Source organism: Solimonas soli DSM 21787 (genome assembly GCF_000474945.1).
GTDB classification, from domain to species: domain Bacteria; phylum Pseudomonadota; class Gammaproteobacteria; order Nevskiales; family Nevskiaceae; genus Solimonas; species Solimonas soli.
Window position 1 is genome coordinate 354,630 of sequence record NZ_AXDW01000004.1, and the last position, 22,678, is coordinate 377,307.

Annotated in this window: 14 protein-coding genes; 4 read left to right on the forward strand and 10 right to left on the reverse strand. The window is 67.9% G+C overall.

All coding sequences use genetic code 11. The annotated features are described in order from the left end of the window. Window positions 1-28: 28 nt before the first annotated feature. Window positions 29-1,753: a hypothetical protein gene (locus K344_RS0104255; protein WP_028079615.1), complete on the reverse strand. Its 1,725-nt coding sequence runs from the start codon at window positions 1,751-1,753 to the stop codon at window positions 29-31. Window positions 1,754-1,977: 224 nt separating this feature from the next. Here K344_RS0104255 and K344_RS0104260 point away from each other — a divergent pair, with 224 nt between their 5' ends. From K344_RS0104260 to K344_RS22835, 4 genes are all read left to right on the forward strand, one after another. Continuing rightward, a complete protein-coding gene (locus tag K344_RS0104260) occupies window positions 1,978-2,673 on the forward strand; it encodes a hypothetical protein (RefSeq protein WP_157622754.1) in 696 nt (231 codons plus the stop codon). 108 nt (window positions 2,674-2,781) lie between these two features. Next, window positions 2,782-5,133 (forward strand): amidase family protein, encoded by a 2,352-nt coding sequence (locus K344_RS0104265; protein ID WP_169729238.1) that lies wholly within the window; start codon window positions 2,782-2,784, stop codon window positions 5,131-5,133. A 17-nt stretch (window positions 5,134-5,150) separates the two neighbouring features. Then, complete coding sequence (locus K344_RS22830) at window positions 5,151-5,375, forward strand: hypothetical protein (protein ID WP_157622756.1); 225 nt, start codon at window positions 5,151-5,153, stop codon at window positions 5,373-5,375. Beyond that, a complete protein-coding gene (locus K344_RS22835) occupies window positions 5,350-5,787 on the forward strand; it encodes an acetamidase/formamidase family protein (RefSeq protein WP_028079619.1) in 438 nt (145 codons plus the stop codon). The genes K344_RS22830 and K344_RS22835 overlap by 26 nt, the downstream gene beginning before the upstream one ends. A gap of 147 nt (window positions 5,788-5,934) precedes the next feature. Here K344_RS22835 and K344_RS0104280 read toward each other — a convergent pair whose 3' ends face one another. From K344_RS0104280 to K344_RS0104325, 9 genes are all read right to left on the reverse strand, one after another. Continuing rightward, window positions 5,935-8,007 carry an amidase gene (locus tag K344_RS0104280; protein WP_051361876.1) on the reverse strand — a complete coding sequence of 691 codons (2,073 nt, stop codon included), beginning with the start codon at window positions 8,005-8,007 and terminating at the stop codon, window positions 5,935-5,937. Window positions 8,008-8,052: 45 nt separating this feature from the next. Further along, complete coding sequence (locus K344_RS0104285; protein WP_245586104.1) at window positions 8,053-10,236, reverse strand: amidase family protein; 2,184 nt, start codon at window positions 10,234-10,236, stop codon at window positions 8,053-8,055. 280 nt (window positions 10,237-10,516) lie between these two features. Then, window positions 10,517-12,163: an amidase family protein gene (locus K344_RS0104295; RefSeq protein ID WP_051361878.1), complete on the reverse strand. Its 1,647-nt coding sequence runs from the start codon at window positions 12,161-12,163 to the stop codon at window positions 10,517-10,519. Next, window positions 12,160-13,803 (reverse strand): amidase family protein, encoded by a 1,644-nt coding sequence (locus tag K344_RS0104300; RefSeq protein WP_051361879.1) that lies wholly within the window; start codon window positions 13,801-13,803, stop codon window positions 12,160-12,162. Before K344_RS0104300 ends, K344_RS0104295 begins: the two co-directional genes overlap by 4 nt. Window positions 13,804-13,837: 34 nt before the next feature. Next, window positions 13,838-15,586, reverse strand: a complete 1,749-nt coding sequence (locus K344_RS0104305; RefSeq protein ID WP_028079624.1) for an amidase — start codon at window positions 15,584-15,586, stop codon at window positions 13,838-13,840. A gap of 8 nt (window positions 15,587-15,594) precedes the next feature. Further along, window positions 15,595-17,214, reverse strand: coding sequence for an amidase family protein (locus K344_RS0104310; protein WP_084196989.1), 1,620 nt, complete (start codon window positions 17,212-17,214; stop codon window positions 15,595-15,597). Window positions 17,215-17,239: 25 nt separating this feature from the next. Beyond that, entirely contained in the window at window positions 17,240-19,240 is a 2,001-nt protein-coding gene (locus tag K344_RS0104315; protein WP_157622758.1) for an amidase, read from the reverse strand. 87 nt (window positions 19,241-19,327) lie between these two features. Then, complete coding sequence (locus K344_RS20195; RefSeq protein ID WP_169729239.1) at window positions 19,328-20,941, reverse strand: amidase family protein; 1,614 nt, start codon at window positions 20,939-20,941, stop codon at window positions 19,328-19,330. A 25-nt stretch (window positions 20,942-20,966) separates the two neighbouring features. Further along, window positions 20,967-22,610 carry an amidase family protein gene (locus K344_RS0104325; protein WP_028079627.1) on the reverse strand — a complete coding sequence of 548 codons (1,644 nt, stop codon included), beginning with the start codon at window positions 22,608-22,610 and terminating at the stop codon, window positions 20,967-20,969. Window positions 22,611-22,678: the final 68 nt, after the last annotated feature.

Here is a 22,678-nt window from a genome sequence, read left to right on the forward strand (position 1 = left end):
CTCGTCATACGGCGGCGGTCGCCGTCCGTCAGTCCTCGATGGCCGTCGCTTCGCGCCGCCATGCTTCGAGCACGCGTCGCGCGTCGTCCGCGGTCATGCGCTCGCGCCCCGCGTGCGCCGGCGAGCCGCGCTGCTGCAGTGCGTGCTCGAGCCAGGCGGCGGCGCGTCCGACGTCTTGCCGGTATCGCCGCCGGTCGTCCGCCGTCACCGCCTCGCCCTTCAGCGCTGGAATCAGCAGGCGTTCGTAGCGCGCGCGGTCGTGCAGCAGGAACGCCAGCGCCGCCTCGCGCGAGGCGGTCGGCTGCAATTCGGCGAGACGCTGCGTCAGCGGCAGCTGCCGCTTCATCGCCGCAAGAGCCTGCTCGGCCATGCGCGTGGCCTCGGCGCCGCGTCCCTGCTCATTCAGGACGTGCGCCTGCACCATGTACCCTACGTAACCGGCGTTCGGATGCTGCCAGACGGCGATGGCGCCGACGGTGAGCACCAGCATCGGCAGGCCGAAGTACAGCGACTGGCGCAGCAGCACCGCGGCGGCGGCGCGCGGCCTGCCGTCGAACCACCACGACGCCTCGCCGCCGCTCGACGCCTGCGGCATGTCGAGGTTCTCGCGGTTCTGCTGATGGCGGACCTTCCAGATGAAGCCGTCGAAGTAGTAGTGCAGCAGCGTCGAGGTGAAGCCGAGCGCGAGCAGCACCGACATCGGCCAGCGCGCGTCGTGCCTGCCGGACAACAATGAACCGTAGGCCAGGCACAGCAGCACGTAGCCGGCGCCGATCCATGGTCCGCCCCGCGCGTGCAGGCGTGCGAACGGTCCCGGCCTGGCACGGCCCTGGCGCCGCGCGAGGTTGCGGTTGTAGTGCCAGACGATCGCCAGGTACTGCGTCATGTGCACGATGCCGACCACGGCGAAGCCGACCTTGAAAGTCCAGCCCGGCGCCCATTCGCGCATCCAGGCGTTCGGCGTATAGGCGAGGTACATCACGGCGAAGAAGCTCGCGTACAGCGCGAGCTTGACGCGGCTGACGCGCCAGCCGCGGTGCCAGCAGCGCAGCAGGTAGACGGCATACGCGCCCGCCGACAGCAGCGCGACGGCGACGGCGAGTTTCTCGAGCGCGGCCGGCAGGCCGGGCGGCACCGCGAACACGAGCGGCAGATCGGCCGTGGTGTAGAGATCTTCCAGAATCGACGGCAGCCAGTCGCCGCACAGCAGCATGATGGCGATGAAGCAACTCGCCGACAGCAGCAGGTCCATGCGCGCCGCCAGCCTCGGCGGGGCGCCGCAGTGGCGGTCGTAGATGCGCGTGAAGCCGTAGTGCTGCATCAGGAAGTGCCACGGATCCCACAGCGCGAGGATGATGAACAGGTAGAGGGCGTTCTCGACTGGATAGCCGCGCAGATTGATGTAGCTCAGCACCGCCATCGCGAAGCCGAACGGGATCAGCGGCGCGAGCAGGAAGGTCCAGCGATGGCGACGGAACAGTTCGACGTCGCCATAAACGCGAATGAAGGTCGGCAGGTGATGGGCGACCGTCATGATCACGTGCGTCAGCAGGATCATCGAGGTCGCCGTGGCTGCGCCGCGCCAACCGAACAGCGCCAGCGCCAGCGCGAACACGAGCACGGGTGCCGCGATGATGAATAGCAGGTCGCGTCGCGGTCCGAGAATCCAGTTGGCCGGGTCTTGCGTCGCATGTGGCGCGAGGCCGGCCACGGGCGCGCGTGCCAATGTGCTGGCGTAGTCCGGATTGTTCATGCGCAGCCTCCCGCCGTTTGGTCACGGAGCGCCCGCGCGTGGCGGACCTGCTGTTGAAGACGGCCGCCGCCGGCCACGCCCTACCCGTTGCGGCCGGCACGCTCGCGATCGCGCACCCGGGTGGGGGCCGCGATGCCGTTTACGTCCCAACTGTCGTGGCCCGCATTGTCGGGCGAGGTCGTTCGCGCACGTGTGCGTGATGGCGGGGAGGGAGGACTATGCAGATGAGCGCTACGTTGCAGCTGATGCCCGCCGGCGGCAGTTTCCAGATCGAGGAAGCGACGATCGCCGGCATCCATCAGGCGATTCGCGAGGGCCGCACGAGTTGCCGCGACATCGTCCAGGCTTATGTCGACCGCGCTCGCGCCTACAACGGCATCTGCACGCGTCTCGTCACCGCCGACGACGCGCCGGTATCGCCGGCGCCCGGCACCGTGCGCGCGAAGCTGCCGCTGCAGTTCCCGATGGAAACGGCCGCCGCCGACGTCCTGCCGGACTTCGGCCAGTACAAGAGCCGGCCGATCGGGTACGGCCGCATGCAGGCGACGACGTCTGACCCGACCGTGCCACAGCAATATGGCATGGTCGCCGGCATCCCGAATGCAGGGCAGGTCAACGCACTGGAAGTGCTCAACATCCGCGGCGAGCGCTCGGTGACCTGCAAGGGCAAGTTCGACGCGCCGCCGGGCCAGCCGCTGCCGGCCGGCGCGCCGGCGGTCTGCGAGGAATTCCGCAAGCAGCCGGACGCCATCGAGACCGCCGCGGCGATGGATGCCCGCTACGGCCGCAAGCCGGACCTCAAGGCCATGCCGCTGTACTGCGTGCCGCGCGGGGCGACGAAGCCACCATCATCAAGGTCGCATCCGCTCACGAGGACGCGACGCATCATCGCAAGCCGCCGCCGGACTTCGGTCCGGTGAAGGGCGAGCCATAGACGCAGACCCTGCCCCATCCGCTCCCGCCGCCGACCCGCGGCGGGAGCGGTATCCATTTCTCCAATGTCGTCTTCGCCCGTCCGGGAGTCCGCCTTGAGCCGGAACAGCCGTCCCCTGCCCCATCCCCGCGCCCGCAACGCCGCGGTGTCCGGCCTCGCCCTGCTCGGCCTCGCCACCTTCACCACCTTCGCCACGCCGGCGATGGCGGCCGCAGGCGCGTTCCAGATCGAGGAAGCGACCGTCGAGAGCATCCACGCCGCGATCCAGTCGGGCGCCACCACCTGCCGCGACGTCGTGCAGGCGTACATCGATCGCGCGAAGGCCTACAACGGCGTGTGCACGGCGCTGGTCACGCCGGACGGCACCGACATCGCGCCGGCGAAGGGCTACGTGCGTGCCGGCAGGCCGCTGCTGTTTCCGACGCAGACGGTAAAGGCGTCGAAGGTCCTGCCGCAGCTTGACCAGTACCGCGGCCTGCCGCTCGACTACGGCCGCATGGAGCCGACCGTCTCGGACCCCGGCGTCATGGCGCAGATGGGCATGCGCGTCGGCATTGCGGATGCCGGCCAGGTCAATGCGCTGGAGACGCTCAACATCCGCGGCGAGCGCTCGGTCACCTGCAAGGGCGCGTTCGACGCGTCGCCCGGCATACCGCTGCCGGCCGGCGCGCCCGCGGTCTGCGAGGAATTCCGCAAGCAGCGCGACGCGCTCGAGACCGCCGCCGCCCTCGACGCGAAATACGGCCGCCAGCCGGACCTCGCCGCGCTGCCGATGTATTGCGTCGTCACCGCCATCAAGGACCCGTATGACACCCGGGACATGCGCACGACGGCGAACAACGACGTCGCCTTCGCGATGGATGCGCCACCGTCCGACTCGACCGTCGTCGCGCGCCTGCGCGCGCACGGCGCGATCATCTACGCCAAGTCCGTCGCGCACGAATTCAACGGCGGTCCCGGCAATCCCGCCGGCGGCGCCGTCAAGGCGAAGACCAATCTCGTCGCCGGCGGCCAGGGCATGGGCGCCTGGGCCGGCCAGCCCTGCAATCCCTACGACACCACGCGCGTGACGCGCGGCTCGAGCAGCGGCTCGGGTGCGGCGGTCTCGGCCAATCTCGTGACCATCGGCATCTGCGAGCAGTCCGGCGCATCGTGCCAGGGCCCGGCCTCGCGCAACGGCATCGCCACGCTGCTCACCACGAAGGGCGTGCTCCCCGACAACGGCGGAATCGGCTATCAGTGGTTCAACGACCGCGCCGGCATCCACGCACGCACGCTGGCCGACGCGGCGCGTGTGCTCGACGCGCTCAAGGACCCGGCGAGCGCCGCCTACGACGACATCCGCGATCCCTTCGCCGCCGTGCCGAAGGCTCTGATTCCGGCGCAGCCCTACGCCAGCTTCATCGTCGACGACGCGGCACTGCGCAAGAACGGCAGGCCGCTGGCCGGCATGCGCATCGCCATCCTGCGCGAGCACATGGTGAAGAAGACGCACAACCACGAGGCAATCTCCGACCAGATAGACCGCGAGATCAAGAGCGTGCTGCGCGACCGCCTCGGTGCCGAGCTGGTCGAGACGACAACGCCCGACTACCCGGACGATCCCGATGTGCCGAACCTGCGCTACACCTTTTCCGATGCGCTTGCCGAGCTGCTGCCGAGGCTGATGCCGGAAATCTTCTCGCGCCGCGACAAGAATGGAAAACTGTATTTCGACGTGCCCGGCTACGATGTCACTTCTGCCGACTACCTGCTCAAGCTGAGCCGCCACGAGGCGCCGCTGACCCGCGCCATCGACATCACCAACTTCGCGAACTTCGCCGCCACGCCCTGCGTCTCGCAGCTCTGCGCCGACTTCGCCTTCGACATCAACCGCTACCTCGCCGACCGCGGCGACGCGCGCATCAGGACCTGGGCCGACTGGGTGGCCAACGCCAAGTTCCGCGAAGACAAGTCGCGCGCCGGCGCCGAGAACTGGGTCGCCTTCAAGGATCACGAGGAAGCCGGCAAAGCCGACCGCCTGGCGCGCAGCACCATCGCGCGGCTCGCGCTGCTCAAGGTGATGCACGAGAACCGCATCGACGCCTTCGTGCATCCCGAGAACACGGTGCCGACACCGAAGATCCTCGGCCCGAACGTCGGCACGATCAGCCTCGACGGCATCACGCCGTTCTTCCAGATCCCGCGCGTGGTGATCCCGGCGGGTTTCAGCGACGTGGTCTACGAGCCGCAATACGCGCTCAACGCGGACCACACGGATTACATCTCCGTGCTCGCGCCGGATACGAAGAAGACCAAGCTCGCCCATCCGCTGCCGATCTCGATCACCTTCTTCGCCGGCCAGGGCGAGGAGCCGGCGCTGATCCGCATCGGCACCGCCTACGAATCGGCCACGCACCATCGCAAGCCGCCACCGGACTTCGGTCCGCTGGCCGACAAGCGCTGAGCCTCCAAGAGACCGCCATGAAACGATCCGCTCCGTCGCTCACCGCCTTGGCACTGAGACTGTCCGCTGCCGCGGATGCGGACTCGCCGAAGGTCCACGAGCTGATCGCTTCGCCGAAGACCGTGCATCGCGGCTTCTTCGACGCCACGCTGCAGTCCGTGCTGACGTTGGATTCGGGCGACATTGTCAAGCTCGAGACCGCCACCGTAAATCGGCGTGCCGAAGGAGAAGATTCCCAATGAGCGAGACGCGGCCTACGAAGGCGTCGAGGGCGACGGCCGCGGCGACCACACGCTCAACGGTCCCGTCTACATCCGCGGCGCCGAGCCGGGCGACACGCTGGAGATCCGCATCCGTTCGGTGGACGTGCGCTTTCCGATCGCCGGCCAGGGCTTCCGGCCCGGGCGCGGCGTGCTGCCCGACGAGTTCAACTATCAGAATGAGCGCGTGCTGTGGATCGACCATAATCTGATTCATGACTGGATTCGGGCCGACGCCGGTGCCAACCATCTGCGCGCCCGTCACGCCATCCTGCGGCAAGGAACGTGCTCTACCGACAGCCTGAAAGCTGGCGTGACCTCCATCACGAAAAATGAAATCGCGCCGATAGCGCGCTCACCACTGCACACGCGAAAAAGCGGGCCGCATCGCTGATGTGCCCGGCCCTTCTGGGCTCGCCGCTAACGCGATGCTGCCATGCTCCAGCCCGGGTGAATACCCGGAACCATGCAGTGCTGGATCCGCATTCCACATGCCACACGAGCGATGCCCGACCCCGACGGGGTCGGGCCAACCGGTTGGCTACGGCTCGTTCTTGACCGGACCGAATTCGGACGGCGGACGGCGGTGGTGCGTGAGGCCTTCGTAGGCCGAGGCGATGCGGAACAGGAGTGGCTCGTCGAACGGGCGACCGACGAAATCCACGCCGACCGGCAGCACCGCTGGCGTCGGGCCGACGAGGCGGATCTTGCGGTCACGCGCGGTGCGCGCGGCACCGCCGCCACCACCACCCGTGTTCTTCCAGGCCGACTCCGGAATCTCCGGCGCGTTCGGGTCGCGCACCCAGTCCCAGACCTCGGTGGTGAAGCCGGCCGGCACGGTGATGACCGGGAAGCCCTGCGCGCCGAGGAAGGTCCAGACAGCGGCGCGCGCGTTTGGCGGCGGACCGGCGGGCGAGCCGAGCTTGGTCGGCGGGAGGTTCGCCGTCGGATAGACGAGCGCGTCGAGCTTCTGCTCGGCCATGCACTGCAGGATCATCTGCTGCATCGAGAAGCGGCGCAGCAAGCGTTTGGACATGTCGTACTGCATGTCCTTCTCGGAATTTTCACGCGTGCGCTTCGGCGTCGGGAAATTCGGTTCGTCGTAGTAGGTGGCCTTGGCGATCAGGTCGGCGTTGGATGTGATGTTCTTGTCGCCGCGCTCGCGCAGGTACAGGTTCAGCATGTACTTCGCCTGCCCTTCCGCCTCGTTCTGGTTGAAATCGCGCAGCGTCAGGCGCTCCGGCATCTTCGACGGATCCATCTTCATGTCGAGCAGCAGGCGTGTGTGGTCGTCCACCGGCTTGCCGTCGGCGTCGAACGAGAAGACCTTCGGATAGCGGCGCGTGTACAGGATGTTGTCGTCCTGCGGCGCGAGCTTCTGGATGCAGGCCGTGAACAGCTCGCCCTCCGGACCCGGGTCGACCACCGTGGCGCCGAGCTTCTTCAGGTCCTCGGCGGCCTGGCCGACCAGGTCGATGGTCTGCTCGTCCTCCTTGGTGAAGAGCTTCTTGTTCATGTACTCGCGGACCACGCCGATGCGCAGTCCGGCGAGGCTCTTGGCGTCTGCGTAGGACGCATAGGGTTTCGCCGGCGTGCGGCCGACGTTGAAGGCGGTGAGCTCGTCCTTCGGGTCGTAGCCGGCAATCACGTCGAGGACCTTCGCCGCGTCCTTGACCGTGCGGCAGATCGGCCCAACGCGCGTGTTGATGCCGATCTGGATCATGCCTTTGCGGCTGACCAGCTCCTCGGTCGCGGCGATGCCGACGCTGCTCGCGGCGCTCGCCGGTCCGCGGATCGACGAACCGGATTCCTCGGCGATCGCGCAGGTCACGAGATTGGCGCCCACCGAGGAGCCCGAGCCGGAGCTGGAGCCGCGCGGGATGCGTTCGGTGTCGTAGGGGTTGCAGAAGGTGCCGCCGTACGTGCTGCGCGGCGTCGCCGAGGCGTACTCGCCGAGATTGGACTTGGCGAGGATGATCGCACCGGCGGCGCGCAGGTGCTCGACGAAGGTGGAATCCTCCGGCGGACGGTCGTTCGCATACGGCGCGTCAGCGCCTGCCGTGGTGCGCATGTCGAAGGTGTCGTACTGGTCCTTGATCGCCATGACGACGCCGTGCAGCGGACCGACCAGCTGGCCGGTCCTGGCGAAGTACGCGTCCTGCTGGGCCGCCACTTCCAGGGCGTCCAGCATCTTCGGGTCGTCGTCCCTGCCGTCCGTCACGCTGCGCGCCTTGCGCGCATCGAAACCCCATTTCTTGCGCGTCGCCGGCCGCAAGTTGAGCGTCGACAGCGCGTTGATCTGCCCGGCGTGCGGGATCGTCTCGATCGGCCCGAGGATGCCCTGCGGCTGTTTCACGCAGGTGCCGTTGTAGGCCTTGATGCGCCGGAGATACAGCTCGACCAGCTGCGTCGACGTGAGCTGGCCGGAGCGGATCGCGCTCTGGATGTCGTCGATCGTCGCTTCCTCGAGATGGAAACCGCCGGGCGCGGCGGCGGCCGGCGCGCTGCCGATGGCGAGCAGGCCGGTGAACGCCGCGGCGACGATCAGGCTGAGCGCGGAGCGCAAGCCTTTCGAGCGGCGGACGGCGCGCGCGGAGGCGGATGGAACGGACATGCTGCGTTCTCCTTCAAGAAACCTGCGGAATGCGCGACGCGCGACTCAGGGCTGGCCCTTCACCGGACCGAAGGCCGGCGGCGGCTTGCGGTGATGGGTCGCGGCTTCATAGGCGGAGCCGATCCTGATGAGGTTCGCCTCCTGCCCCGGCTCGGCCCAGAAGCCGACGTTGTACGGCAGGCCGACGCCGCCGAGCCGGGTTGGCGCGGCCGCCTCGACGCTCTCGTACTTCTTGCCGTCCGCGGAGAGCTTGAACTCGCCGTCATAGATCGAGCCGGCGAAGCCGGCCGGCACGAAGACTTCCGGAATGCCGAGCATGGCGCCGTAGCCGAAGCCGTCGTTGCTGGTGCGCAGCTGCGCGCCGCCGATCTTGCCCTGCAGCTTCAGGTTCACCGGATTGACGAAGGCATCGAGACGGTTCTGCTCTAGCACCTTGGTCATCGCCATGCGCAGCGCGTCGCGGCGCTTGATCGTGTAGGTGATGGCATTGGTACGGATGTCCATCTCCTTGTTCTCCCAGTTCTTCATCGCCGCGCGGCGCACGTCGTTGTAGTACTTGGCGTTGGCATTGAGCGTCTGCCAGTCGTAGACGCGGCTGTCGCCGCGCAGCGTCAGGTACTGCGCGAACTGGAACGCGAAGGTGTAGCCGGTCACTTCGTCCGGATTGGGCGGCGGATTGGCAAAGATGGTGCGGAAGTTCATGTTGTCCGGCAGCGGCGCCTTGTGCGCCGATACCGCGACGAGGTACTTGCGGCTGCCGACATCCCAGCCCGGCACTGTGAACATGGGCTTGCCGTCCTTCTTCCACGAGAAGGTCTCCGGCATGTGGAACGGCAGGATTTCGGCGAAGGCGTCGCGGAAGCCGAACGTCATGTTCAGCATCAACGGATCGTCCGGATACTCGGGCGTGACGTCCTCGACCAACTCGGCGCCCAGATCCTTCAGTACCTGCAGCTCCTGGTTGACGCCATCGCTGACCGCCGCCGCGCCGGGCGTCGATTTCACGTAGAGCTCGCGAATGACGCCGAGGCGCACGCCGGCCAGCGGCTTGCTGCCGCCGGCACGCGTCGCCGCGGCGACGAACGCTCCCGGCTCCGTCGGCAGAACCGCACGCGGCGGTGCCGCGGTGAACGGATCGCGCGGATCGAAATAGCTGCCCGTGGTCTGGTCGCGGAAGGCGTCGAGGATCGTCGCCGCATCCTTCACCGAGCGGCACATGATGCCCGGACGGTCCTGATACGGATTGGCGCCGATGCTGCCGGCGAACGAGATCACGCCCTTGGTCGGCACCACCATGACCACGCTCTGGTAGTTGGCCGGACCGCGGCACGAGCCGCCGGTGGTCTCGCAGATCGAGCACATCGTCAGGTTGGCGGCCACCGCGACGCCCGAGCCGCCGCTCGAACCGCTGGTCTCACGCTCGGTGTCGTACGGGTTGCAGATCGTGCCGCCCCAGGTCGAACGCGAGCCGCCGGCGCCGATGTACGGATGCTCGACCTTGGCCGCGCCGCCCGGATCGCCGCTGCCGGCGTTGTACTCGGATTCGTTGGCCTCGGCATAGATGATCGCGCCGGCGCTGCGCAGGCGCGACACCAGCGTCGAATCCTTCGGCGGCGCATCCATGCCGTAGTTGACGTCGGCACCGGCCGTGGTGCGCATGTCGGTGGAGTCGTAGATGCTCTTGTTGGCCATCGGCACGCAGTACAGCGGCATGGCCTTGAGGTCCGGCTTGCGGCCGTAGCGGGCATCCATCGCCGCGGCGGTCTCGATGGCGTCCGGCTGCTTGCGGAATTCCTCGCAGACCGTCGGCGCGCCGGCCGGCAGCGGCTGGCCCGGCGGCGCGTCGAACTTGCCCTTGCAGGTCACCGAGCGCTCGCCGCGGATGTTGAGCACTTCCAGTGCGTTGACCTGCCCTGCATTCGGGATGCCGGCGACCATGCCATATTGCTGGTGGACGCTCGGGTCCGAAGCCGTCTTCTCCATGCGGCCGTAATCCGGCGTGTCGCCGCTGTACTTGCCGAAGTCGGGAACGATCCTGCTGATCGCGATGGTCTCGGTCGGGAACTTGCGCGCCTGGCCGACCACTACCCTGCCCATGACCGAGGGTGCCTTCCGGCCGTCCGCCGTGACCAGTGCGGTGCACATGCCGTTGTAGGCCTTGGCGCGGGCGACGTAACCCTCGACGATCCGCTTGCACGTCACTTCGCCACTGCGGATGGCGTCGTGCATGCCGTCGATGGTGGCTTCTTCAAGATGGAATTCCGCGTGTACCGGATAGGCACACAAGGCGGAGACGGATACGACTAAGGCCTTCAGCGCTGCTCGCATCGACGACATCGAATGGCTCCCCTGTCTAACGTGCCTCGGACTCCGGAATTCCGGCGGCAGACGCCCGCGCAAGCCGATGCCCCTGGCTGGAACGCGGAAGCTTGCAAGTCCCTCGGCTATTGGACGGGCGCCACGTCAGTCCCCCGACAGGGAAATCAAAAAAATCCCGATCGCCCGTCGCTCAGTGCCCGATGCGGTCGCCGGGAAGCGGCGGTGTGAACTTCGGCAGGCGTCGCGCGTGCGTCGCCTGCTCGAAGTCGTAGCCGTAGCCGAGCAGCGGGCCGTCGCTGAACGCCGGTCCGAGGAAGGAGACCGTCACCGGCAGGCCATCGGAAGTCATGCCGGCCGGTACAACGAGATCGGGATAGCCGGCCAGATTCGCGATGTTATAGGCCGAGGACTTCGGCTTCGCCGGTCCCGGATTCGGGGACGGCGCGATCAGCGGCGCGGCGTTCGGCGTGCTGAGGTAGACGATGGCGTCGAGACGGTCCTTCTGCAGCACCGCGTCGACGGCGCCCTTCACCATCGCCATGCCCTGGTTCTTCGCAACCCGGTACGCGGGATCGTCGATCGCTGGTGCGTGCGCCTGCGTGTAGTTCAGCCCGTAGGCTTTCTGCGGGCTTCGATAGTGCGTCGCCGGATCATTCGCGAGGCGCGCGAGATCGGCGAGTGTCTTCGGGAACTGCGGGCCGAGGGTCTTGAGATAGTCGGCGATCTGCGCCTTGAACTCGGCGGCGCAGATGATCGACGCCAGTTCGTTGTGCGCCGCCAGCAGGTAGTCGGGGTAGTGCACGTCGACGGTCGCCGCGCCCAGGGAACGAAGCGTCCGCACGGCCGCCTCGAACACCGTGTCGACGTCCGCGTTCTGGCCGCCGAAGTCGCGGGCGATGCCGATGCGCCGCCCCCTGAGCGCGCCGCGCCGGAGAAAGGCCGTGTAATCGCTCTCGACACGCCCCTGAGCGCGCAACGTCATCGCGTCCGCCGGATCGACGCCGGCCATCACGTTCAGCGCATAGGCGACGTCGTAGACGCTGCGCGCCATCGGTCCCGCCGTATCCAGCGACAGCGCCAGCGGCACGATGCCGTCGCGCGACAACAGGCCATTGGTCGGCTTGAGGCCGACGATGCCGGTCGCCGACGCGGGACCGCGCACCGAGCTCGTGGTATCGCTGCCCATGCCGAACTGCGCGAAGCCGGCGGCGATGGCGGCCGCCGTGCCGGTGCTCGAGCCGGCCGGACCGTGGTCCAGCTCGTGTGGGTTGCGTGTCTGGCCGCCCATCGAGCTGAAGCCGTTCGGAATCGCCGCGGCCTTGTAGTCGGCCGGATCGGTCGAGCCGCTGACGCCGCCGCCGGCGGCGAACTCGTGCAGATTGAGCTTGGCGACGATGACCGCACCGGCGTCGCGCAGCTTCTTCACGACAAAGGCGTCGTCGGGCGGCATGCTGCCGGCGAGCAGTTGCGAACCCGCCGTCGTCGGCAGGTCGAAGGTGTCGAAGTTGTCCTTGAGCACGATCGGGATGCCGTGCAACGGGCCGCGGATCCTGCCGGCCCTGCGTTCGGCGTCGCGCTGCCGCGCCTCGTCCAACGCATGCGCGTTGAGTGTGATCACCGCGTTGATCATCGGGCCTTTCTTGTCGTACGCATCGATGCGCGCGAGGTACGCGCGCAGCAACTGCTCGGACGTCAGCGAACCGTCGGCGAACGCGGCGTTGACGTCGGCGATGGTCGCCGTATGCAGATCGATGGCGCTCCGCGCCGGTGGCGCGCCGAGCACAGCGAAGGCCATCAGGCCGGTGAGCGCAAGACGGCGACGCGGCCGCACGCTCATTTCAGCGTGTCGGACGGCAGCGCCGGCGTGTACTTCGGCAGGCGTCGCGCGTGCGTGGCCTGCTCGAAGTCATAGGCGTAGCCGATGATGGCGCCGTCGCTGAACGCGGGCCCCATGATCGAGATCGTCACCGGCAGTCCTTCGGGCGTCATGCCGGCCGGCACGACGATGTCCGGATAGCCGGAGAGATTGGCGATGTTGTAGCCGAGGGCGCGCGGTCCGTTCGGCTTCGGATCGGCGGGCGGCACGATCGGCGCCGCGGCCGCCGGACTGCTGAGATAGACGATGGCGTCGAGGCGGTACTTCTTCATCATCGCGTCGACGGCGCCCTTGACCAGCGCCATGCCCTGCTCCTTCGCGGCGAGGTAGAGCGGATCGTCGAGGTCGAGCGCCACCGAAGCGGTGTACTTGAAGGCGAATGCCTTGTGCGGGTCCGGATATCCGGTCTTCGGATCGTTCGCCATGCGCACGAGATCGTCGAGCGTCTTCGGATAGCCGGGCTTGGTGGTCTTCAGGTAGTCGGCGATCTGTTTCTTGAATTCCGACTGCGTAATGAGGGAGTAGATGTTGTCCTTCGACGCCAGCATGTAGTCCGGATAACGGAAGTCGACCGTGACGGCGCCGAGCCGTCTCAGGCTTCCGACGGCCTGCTCGAAGACGGCGTCGGCGCCCGGGTTCTGACCGTAGAAATCGCGCGTGACGCCGATGCGCCTGCCCTTGAGCGCGCCCTTCTTCAGGTAAGCGGTGTAGTCCTTCTCGACGCGGCCTTCGGCGCGCTTCGTCATGTCGTCGGCCGGATCGACGCCGGCGAGCACGTTGAGCGCCACGGCGATGTCGGTGACGCTGCGCGCCATCGGGCCGCCGGTATCCAGCGACAGCGCCAGCGGGATGATGCCGTCGCGCGAAACCAGGCCGTTGGTCGGCTTGAGGCCGACGATGCCGTTGACCGACGACGGGCCGCGCACCGAGCTGTGCGTGTCCGTGCCCATGCCGAACTGCGCGAAGGCGGCCGCGATGCCGGCGCCGGTGCCGCCGCTCGAACCCGACGGACCCTTGTCGAGGTCGTGCGGATTGCGCGTCTGCCCGCCCAGCGAGCTGTAGCCGTTCGGCACCGCTCCGGCCTTGAGTACCTCGGGATCCTTGGCGCCGCCGACGCTGCCGCCGCCAGCCGCGAACTCCGAGAGGTTCATCTTGGCCAGGATGATGGCGCCGGCGTCGCGCAGGCGCTTCACGGTGAAGGCGTCGTCCGGCGGGACACTGCCCTTGAGCAGCCACGAACCCGCCGTGGTCGGCATGTCGAAGGTGTCGTAGTTGTCCTTCAGCACGATCGGGATGCCATGCAGTGGGCCGCGCAGCTTGCCGGCGCGACGCTCGGCGTCGAGCTGCTTGGCCTCGTCGAGCGCCTTCGGGTTGAGCAGGATCACGCTATTGATCGTCGGTCCTTTCTTGTCGTAAGCGTCGATGCGCGTGAGGTAGGCCCTGGTCAGTGCCACCGACGTCAGCGAGCCCCGGGCCATCGCCGCCTCCAGCTCGGGCACCGTCGCCGTTTCGATGTCGAGCGGCGCGGCCCGGGCCGGCAGCGCGAGCGCCAGCGTGAGCAGCAGGAGCGGCAGGAGCGAAGGGGTCCGCGGCAGGGTCATGGCGTGAAATCCCGGATGTGCGAGGTGGCGTGGATCAGGCGACGGCGAACAGCGGCGGTTGCCTGAGGTGGAAGGCGGTGGCGTCCTGGTAGGCCTTGGCAAGCGCGAGCAGCCGCGCCTCGGCGTACGGCTGCGCCATGAACAGCACGCTGGTCGGGGCACCGCTGGCGGCAAAGCCGTTGGGCAGCGCGAGGCCCGGATAGCACGCGAGATTCGCCATCTGCGAATGGCGCTGGCAGGGGCTGGGAAGCGGCGCGTCGGCGCCTTCGGGCGGACGCGGCTCGCCCAGCGTCGACGGCGCGAGATAGACATCGACGCCCGCCGTCGCAGCAGCGAGCTCGCGCATCATGATCGAGCGCATGCGCTGCGACTGCAGATAATCGACGGCGGGAATCAGGCGGCCGGCGCGGAAACGGTCGGCGCGGCCGGTGTTGGTCATCTGCCTGTAGCGGCCCGAGCGCAGCAGATCGTCGAAGAAAACCGCCGCCTCGACGCTGAGTTGCACGGTCTCGATATCGAAGTCCGGCACGTTCAGCGGCACGAGCGTCACGCCCATCTCGCGCAGCTGGTCGAGCGTGGCCTGGTCGTTGCGCTTCCAGTCGGCATCGCGGCCGGCATCGTCGAACGCGGCCGGCAGGTAACCGACCTTGAGCCGGCGCCAGTCGAGCGTCGCGTCCCAGTTGAACGGGATCCCGCCGACCGACAGATCGCGGCCATCGGGCCTGGCGATCGCGCCGAGCACCACCGCGCAATCTTCGACGCTGCGGCACATCGGCCCGAGGCGGTCCTGTGTCCAGCTCAGCGCCATCACGCCGTAGCGGCTGACGCGGCCGAAGGTCGGGCGCAGGCCGGTGACGCCGCAGCGCGCCGACGGGCTGAGGATGGAGCCGCCGGTCTCGGTGCCGATGGCGAACGGCACGCAGCCGGCGGCGGTCGCCGCGCCGGGCCCGGCCGACGAACCGCTGGAACCTTCGTCGAGCCTCCACGGATTGTTGGTGCGACCGCCCCACCACTGATCGCCGCCGGCGAGCTCGCCGGTCGCGAGCTTCGCCAGCAGCACGGCGCCGGCCTCGCGCAGGATCTCGACGACGCTGGCGTCGTAGTCGAAGACCTGATCCTTGTACGCGCCCGAGCCCCAGGTCGTGCGATAGCCCTTGACCGAGATGATGTCCTTGGCGCCCCAGGGCACGCCATGCAGCGGACCGCGGTCGTGGCCGGCGGCGAGTTCCGCGTCCGCCTGCTTCGCCTGCGCGATCGCCACGTCGTCGAGCATCGTCACCACGCAGTTGAGCCGCGCGTTGTGCTGGCGCAGGCGCGAGAGATACATCTGCGTCAGTTCCAGCGATGTGACCTGCCGGCTCTTGATCAGCGCCGAGAGCCGGGTGACCGGCCAGAACGCCACCGCTTCGAGATTCGCCGGACGCCGGACCTTGCCGGTCGCGGCGAAGCGCGGCGGCCGGTGCCGGCGCTCGACCACCATGCCGGGCGTCAGCGGACTGAAGTAGAACGGCGGCGCGACGTCGTTGGGAATCGTAGCCTCGCGGATCTTGCGCATGCGCGCGAGGCTCTGGGTGACCGGCTTGATCATGGCGTCGATCTCGGCGTCGCTGAATGCGAGGCCGGCGAGCGCGGCAGCGTCGCGGATCATCGCGGCGTCGACGCTGCCCGCGCCCTGCGCCTGCAGCTGCGCCCAGAGCACGCCAGGCAGCAGGGTGCCGGACAGTCCCAGCGAGGAGAACACCGCCAAAAAGCGGCGGCGCGAGGTTTCGACCGTCCGGTCCACGTTGCGCCTCAGCGCGCGACGATGTCGGTCGGCAGGGCCGGCGTGTACTTCGGCAGCGCGATGGCGTGCGTCGCCTGCTCGAAGTCGTAGGCGTAGCCAAGCAGCCGGCCTTCGCTCCACGCGCGGCCGAAGAAGGAGATCGTCACCGGCAGGCCGCCTGGCGTCATGCCGGCAGGAACGATGATGTCGGGAAAGCCGGTCTCGTTGGCAAGCGCCGCCGGGCCGCTCATGCCGCCGCCCGCGGCCGGCGCCTGACGCGCCTCGCCGATTTCACCCGCCGGGCGCGGCACGCTCGGGTAGATCATCGCGTCGAGCCTGTGCTGCGCGAACAGACCCTCGATCACCGCTGTGGTCAGCGCCAGACCCTGATTCTTCGCGGCGAGATAGAGAGGATCGTCGATGCCCGGCGCCTTCGCCATCTTCGCCATGCTGTCGCGCTTCCACGGACTCGTGTAGGCGGTCTTCGGATCGCGAGCCTTGGCGACCAGTTCGTCGATCGTGCGCGGGAAGCCGGGCCTGAGCGTCTTGAGATAGTCGGCGATCTGCGCCTTGAATTCGATGTCGATCATCATCGTGTGCATCGGGCCGATGCCACGCACGAGGAACTCCGGCAGCTTGACCGGATCGACGATGGTGGCGCCGAGCGTCTGCAGCCTGAGGATGGCCTGCTCCATCACGAAATCGGTCTGCGGGCTCTGGCCGAAGAAATCGCGCATCACGCCGATGCGTGCACCCTTCAGCGAGCCCTTCTTGAGAAACTTCGTGTAGTCGGTCTCGAAATGACCGGCGCTGGCCGCCGTCGCCGGATCGGCCTTGTCGACGCCGGTCATGGCGCCGAGCGCGATGGCGCAGTCGGCGACGCTGCGGCACATCGGGCCACCGGTGTCGAACGACAGCGCCAGCGGGATGATGCCGTCGCGGCTCAGCAGGCCGCGTGTCGGCTTGACGCCGACGATGCCGTTGGCCGACGACGGATTGCGGATCGAGCCCGCCGTGTCGCTGCCGAGCCCGAACTGCGCGAAGGCTGCGGCGATACCGGCGCCGGTACCGCCGCTCGACCCGGAGGGGCCGCGCGAGGGATCGTGCGGATTGTGCGTCTGGCCGCCGAGCGAACTGTAGCCATTCGGCGCACCACCGCTGTACGCGAACTCGTGCAGGTTGACCTTGGCGAGGATCACCACGCCGGCGCCGCGCAGCTTCTTCACCATGAAGGCGTCGTCCTTCGGGATCGAGCCGAGCAAGAGCTGCGAGCCGCCGGTGGTCTGCAGATCGTAAGTGTCGTAGTTGTCCTTGAGCAGGACGGGAATGCCGTGCAGCGGACCGCGCACATGGCCGGCGCGGCGTTCGGCGTCGAGCGCGCGTGCCTGCTCGATCGCGTTCGGATTCAGCGTGATGACCGCATTGACGTGCGGCCCCTGCTGGTCATACGCGTCGATGCGCGCCAGATAGGCGCGGGTGAGCGCCTCCGCGCTCAGCGCGTCGTCGCGCATTGCCGCGCCGAGTTCGGCGATGGTCGCCGTGGTGATGTCGAGCGCCCGGGCGGGCAGCGCAGCGGCGACGCCGGCCAGGGTCGCGCCGAACAGCAGCGCATAGCGCGAGAACAGAGGGAACGCGGAAGCGAGGCGCATGGACGAATCCGTCTGTGGAAGGAAATCAGTCGCGCAGGGCGCCGAAGCCGGGCGGCGCGCGACGCGCATGCGTGGCCGCCTCGTAGGCGGCAGCGATGTGCAGCAGCGTGGGCTCGTCGAAAGGACGGCCGAGGAAATCGATGTTCACCGGCAGCGCGGCCTTCACCGGCCCGACCAGGCGCGTGCCGTCCTCGGCCTTGTCGTCGGCGACGCGGTCGTAGACCTCGGTCGTGAATCCGGCGGGCACCGAAATCGCCGGCAGGCCATTGGCGCCCAGCAGCGTCCAGGCCAGCGCCGAGCGGCCGTTGACGGTCGGTTCTGTCGGCGCGCCGAGCTTCGGCGCCGGCACGTTGCCGGTCGGATAGGTCACCGCATCGAGCTGCAAGCCCGCCATGCATTGCAGGGCGATCTGCTGCAGCGCGAAGCGCAGCTGCATGCGGCCCGCCAGGTCGAGCGTGCGCTCGGCGTTCTTGCCTTCCAGCGACTTCTTCTTGTCCGAGTAGCCGGAGCCCTGGCGGATGTCGCGGTAGAACGTCGACTTCGCGATCAGATCGGCGGTGCTCGTGATATTGGCGTCGCCGCGCTTCTTGAGATAGAGATCCAGCACGAAGCGGCCCTCGCCGGAGGAACGATCGCCGCCGATGCCGCGGATGGTCGGCGCCTTGCCGTCGTGCGGGAACAGCGCCGGATCGGCCGACATCGCCACCAGGGTCGCAAGCTGATCGGCGCCGGCGGGGAACAGCTGCGGATACTGGCGCGTGAAGCCGGAATTGAAGGCCGACGGCGTGTAGCGCGCGACGCAATCCTGGAACAGCGCGCCGCCCGGACCGGGATCGACGATCGTTGCACCCAGCTGCTTCAGCACCTCGATGCCGCGCTCGACGATCTCGATGCTCTGCGCGTCGGCCTGCGTGAACAGGCGCCTGTCCATGTATTCGCGCATTACGCCGATGCGCACGCCGCCCAGGCCCGGCGTGGCGCTCGCGCTGCTCGCGTAAGCTTGCGCGGGCTTGCGGCCGACGCCGAAGGCAGTCAGTTCGTCCTTCGGATCGTAGCCGGCGATCACGTCGAGCACGCGCGCCACGTCGCCGACGGTGCGGCACATGGGGCCAACGCGGTCGTTGAGGAACGAGGCCGGCACGATGCCGGCACGGCTGACCAGTTCCTGCGTCGGTGCCAGGCCGACGATGTTGTTGTTCTTCGATGGATTGCGTACTGACGGGCCGGACTCCTCGCCCACCGAGCACATCGTCAGATTGGCGGCGACCGAGGCGCCGGAGCCGCCGCTCGAACGACCAGGACTGCGCTCGGTGTCGTAGGGGTTGCAGCTCACACCGCCGAACGAGCTGCGGTCGCCGCTGGCGTACTCGCCCATATTGGCCTTGCCGATGATGATCGCGCCGGCGGCGCGCAGCTTGCTCACGAAGCTTGCGTCTTCCGACGGACGATCATTGGCGTACGGCGCGTCGGCGCCGGACGTCGTCCGCATGTCGAAGGTGTCGTACTGGTCCTTGATCGACACCGGAATGCCGTGCAGCGGACCGACGAGCCTGCCGGTCGCGGCGAAATCGCGATCGAGCGCCGCCGCCACCTCCAGCGCATCGGGCATGCGCGGGTCGTCGTCCCTGGCATCCGTCATGCTGCGCGCCTTGTGCGCGTCGAAGCCCCACTTCTTGCGCGCGGCGGGACGAAGATTCAGGGTGATCAGCGCATTGACCTGTCTCGCGTCGGCGATGGTCGTCACCGACCCGAGCACGCCTTGCGGCTGATGCACGCAAGTGCCGTTGTACGCCCGAATGCGTTCGAGATAGGCCTTGACAACGTCGGTCGCCGTGTAGCGATGGGCGAGGATGCCCTGCTGAATCCGTTCGATCGTCGCCTCTTCGACCTGCGGCGTCTCGGCCGCCGCCACGGCGGAATGGAGAATGGCGGTACCGGCGATCAGCATCGTGGCGATCGCATGCCGCAAGCGGTACAACACGGACAAGATGGAACGTGCAACGGTGTGCGCGGACGGACGGCGCATCGTTTCTCCTTCGCCGTCGAACGGCCGGGCTTTCACATCGATGAGACGTATGCGGCGGGCGGCTCCCTACCCTGCTGTCCCGCTGCCTCAGTACTCGAACTTTTCGCCGGGCAGCGCCGGCGTGGTCGATGGCGACACGCGGTGATGCGTGGCCTGCTCGTAGCTGTACGCGTATGCGAGCAGACGCGGTTCGCTGTACGCCGGACCGAAGAAGGAGATCGTCACCGGCATGTGATCGCTGGTCACGCCGGCCGGCACGATGACGTCAGGAAACTGGGTGACGTTGGCGATGTTGGTCAGCGACGGCGCCTTCGGACGATCGACGATCTCCGGCGTCTTCGGATCGATCAGCTCGGGACGCTTGGGCCGCGTCGGATAGACGATGGCATCAAGCTGATGCTGCTCGATCAGTCCCAGCACGCCGCCCTGCACAGCCTTCATGCCGTACTGCTTGGCATACGTGTAGCTGATGCTCGTGGTCGGCGGCGTTTCGCCGAGCGCCTTGAAACGCTTGAACACGCTGGAATGCGGCCTGAACTCACCCTTCGGCTGCGTGAGCTTGAGGCCAAGTTCGGCAATCTCCGTCACCGTGCGCGGAAAGCCGGGGCGCAGGCCGCCGAGATACGCGATGTAGTTGTCTTTGACCTCGTCGCGGATCGGGTCCGCGACGGCGGTGCGGGCCAGCACGATCTCCGGATAGTGCAGGCCGTCGATGACGACGGCGCCCTGCTTCTTCAATTCCGCGAGACTGGCATCGAACACGCGATCGACTTCCGGATCGGTGCCCGACAGATCGCGGATCACACCGAGACGCACGCTCTTGAGCGCGTCCTTCTTCAGGAACTGCGTGTAGTCGCGGTAGTAGAGACCGGCGCTGGTGCTGGTCAGCGGATCCCGCGGATCGACACCGGTCAGGAAACCCAGCTCCAGTGCAGCGTCGTAGACCGTGCGCGCCATCGGACCGCCGGTATCGAAGCTCAGCACGCAGGGCATGATGCCGGTGCGCGAGACGAGGCCGTTGGTCGGCTTGATGCCGACGATGCCGTTGGCGAACGAGGGACCGCGGATCGAGCCGCCGGTGTCGGAACCGAGCCCCAGCGGCGCGTACCAGGCCGCGAGTCCGGCGCCGCTGCCGCCGGAAGAGCCATTCGGGATGCGGCGCGGGTCATGCGGATTGCGCGTCTGGCCGAGACGCGAGGAGAAGCCGACGCCGCCGTGCGCGAACTCGTCCATGTTGACCTTGGCGAGGACGATCGCGCCGGCATCACGCAACTGCCTGATCGTCGGCGCGTCGGCGTAGGGTACCGATTCGGCTAGCAGGAAGTCGCCGCCGCTGGTCGGCATGTCGGCGGTGTCGTAGTTGTCCTTGGCCAGCACCGGGATGCCCATCAGCGGCGAGCGCAGACCCTTGGCCTTGCGCTCGACGTCGAGTGCTCGCGCCGTCTCGAGTGCCTTGGGATTCAGCGTGATGACCGCGTTGAGGCCCGGTCCTTTCTTGTCATAGGCCGCGATGCGCGCCATGTAGAGCCGGACCAGCTTTTCGTACGTCAGTGCGCCGGCGTCCACCGCCGCCTGGATGTCCTGAACGCCAGCGGTCTCGAGTTCGAAGGTCGCTGCCTGCGCGTTGCCGTGACCGGCCGCCACGAGCGTCGCCCCGGCCAGCAGGCTCAGCAGGGTCTTCTTCATCTTCCGTCTTGTCACGGGATCTCCCGGCGGTCGCGGCGCTTCAGTAGCTGATCTGGTCGCCGGGCAGCGCCGGCGTGTTCTTCGGCAGGCGTATGGCGTGCGTGGCCTGCTCGAAGTCGTAGCCATAGCCGAGCAGCTTCGGTTCGCTCCAGGCCGGGCCGAAGAACGACACCGTCACCGGCAGGCCTTCCGGCGTCATGCCGGCCGGCACGATCAGATCGGGATATCCGGTCTGGTTGGCGAGGCTGGTCGCCGAACGCGGACCGCTGCGGCCGTTCGGCGGCGGATCTTCCGGCTTGATCGGCGTCGCCGGCGTCGGCGAGGTCGGATAGACAATGGCGTCGAGCTTGTGCTTGGCGAACAGCGCGTCGATGCCGGCCTTGATCGCCGTCATCTCCTGGTTCTTCAGCGCGAGGTACTGCGGATCGTTCAGATCGAGTGCCTGCGAGGCGGTGTACTTCAGCGCGAAGGCCTTCTCGGGGCTGCGGTAATGCGTGGCCGGATCGTTGGCCTTGGCGACGATTTCGTCGAACGAACGCGGGAAGCCCGGCTTGAGCGTGTGCAGGTAGTCGGTGATCTGCGCCTTGAACTCGGACGCTACCAGCAGGTTGTAGTTCGGCCCCTGCGCCGCGAGGATGTATTCCGGATACTTGATGTCGACGACCGTCGCGCCGAGCGACTTGAGCGTGGCGACGGCTTTCTCGATGACGGCATCGGTGCCGGCATTGCGGCCCATGAAGTCGCGCCCGAGGCCGATGCGTGCGCCCTTCAGCGCGCCCTTCTTGAGGTACGGCGTGTAGTCGGTCTTCGCGTAGGCCGCGCTCGGCTGCGTCGCCGCGTCGGCCGGGTCGACGCCGGTCATCGCACCGAGCGCGACGGCGACGTCGTACACGCTGCGTGCCATCGGGCCGCCGGTATCGTACGACAGGGCCAGCGGCACAATGCCGTCGCGGCTCATCAGGCCGCGCGTCGGCTTGAGGCCGGCGATGCCGTTGGCCGACGAAGGCCCGCGAACCGAGCCACCGGTATCGGTGCCGAGACCGAATTGCGCGAACGCCGCCGCGATCGCCGCACCGGTACCGCCGCTCGAACCCGAGGGGCCGCGCGTCAGGTCGTGCGGATTGTGGGTCTGGCCGCCTTCGGAGCTGAAGCCGTTCGGCACACGGCCTTTCTTGAGAATGTCCGGATCGGTCGCTCCGCTGACGCTGCCGCCGCTGCCGGCGAACTCGGAAAGGTTGACCTTGGCGACGATGACGGCGCCGGCCTCGCGCAGCTTCTTCACGACGAAGGCGTCATCGGGTGGGATAGAGCCATGCAGCAACTGCGAGCCGGCGGTCGTCGGCAGATCGCGGGTGTCGTAGTTGTCCTTGAGCACCACCGGGATGCCGTGTAGCGGACCACGCAGCTTGCCGGCCTTGCGCTCGGCATCAAGCGCCTTCGCCTCGTCGAGCGCTTTCGGATTGAGCGTGATGACGGCATTGATCGCCGGCCCCTTCCTGTCATATGCGGCGATGCGGGCGAGATACGCTAGCGTGAGCTTTTCCGAACTGAGGCCCGCCTGATAGGCGGCCTGTACATCGGCGATGGTGGCAGTATCGAGATTCAGCGTCGCGGCCTGTACGATGGAAGCAGAACAGGCAAGTGCGATCGCCAGCGACTGGAAACAGAGACGCGACGGATTCATGGAAAGCTCATGTGAAGTTGCAGGACGGGAACGACTTGAGGCTTGCCGGCAATAGAGCGAAAGCCGTG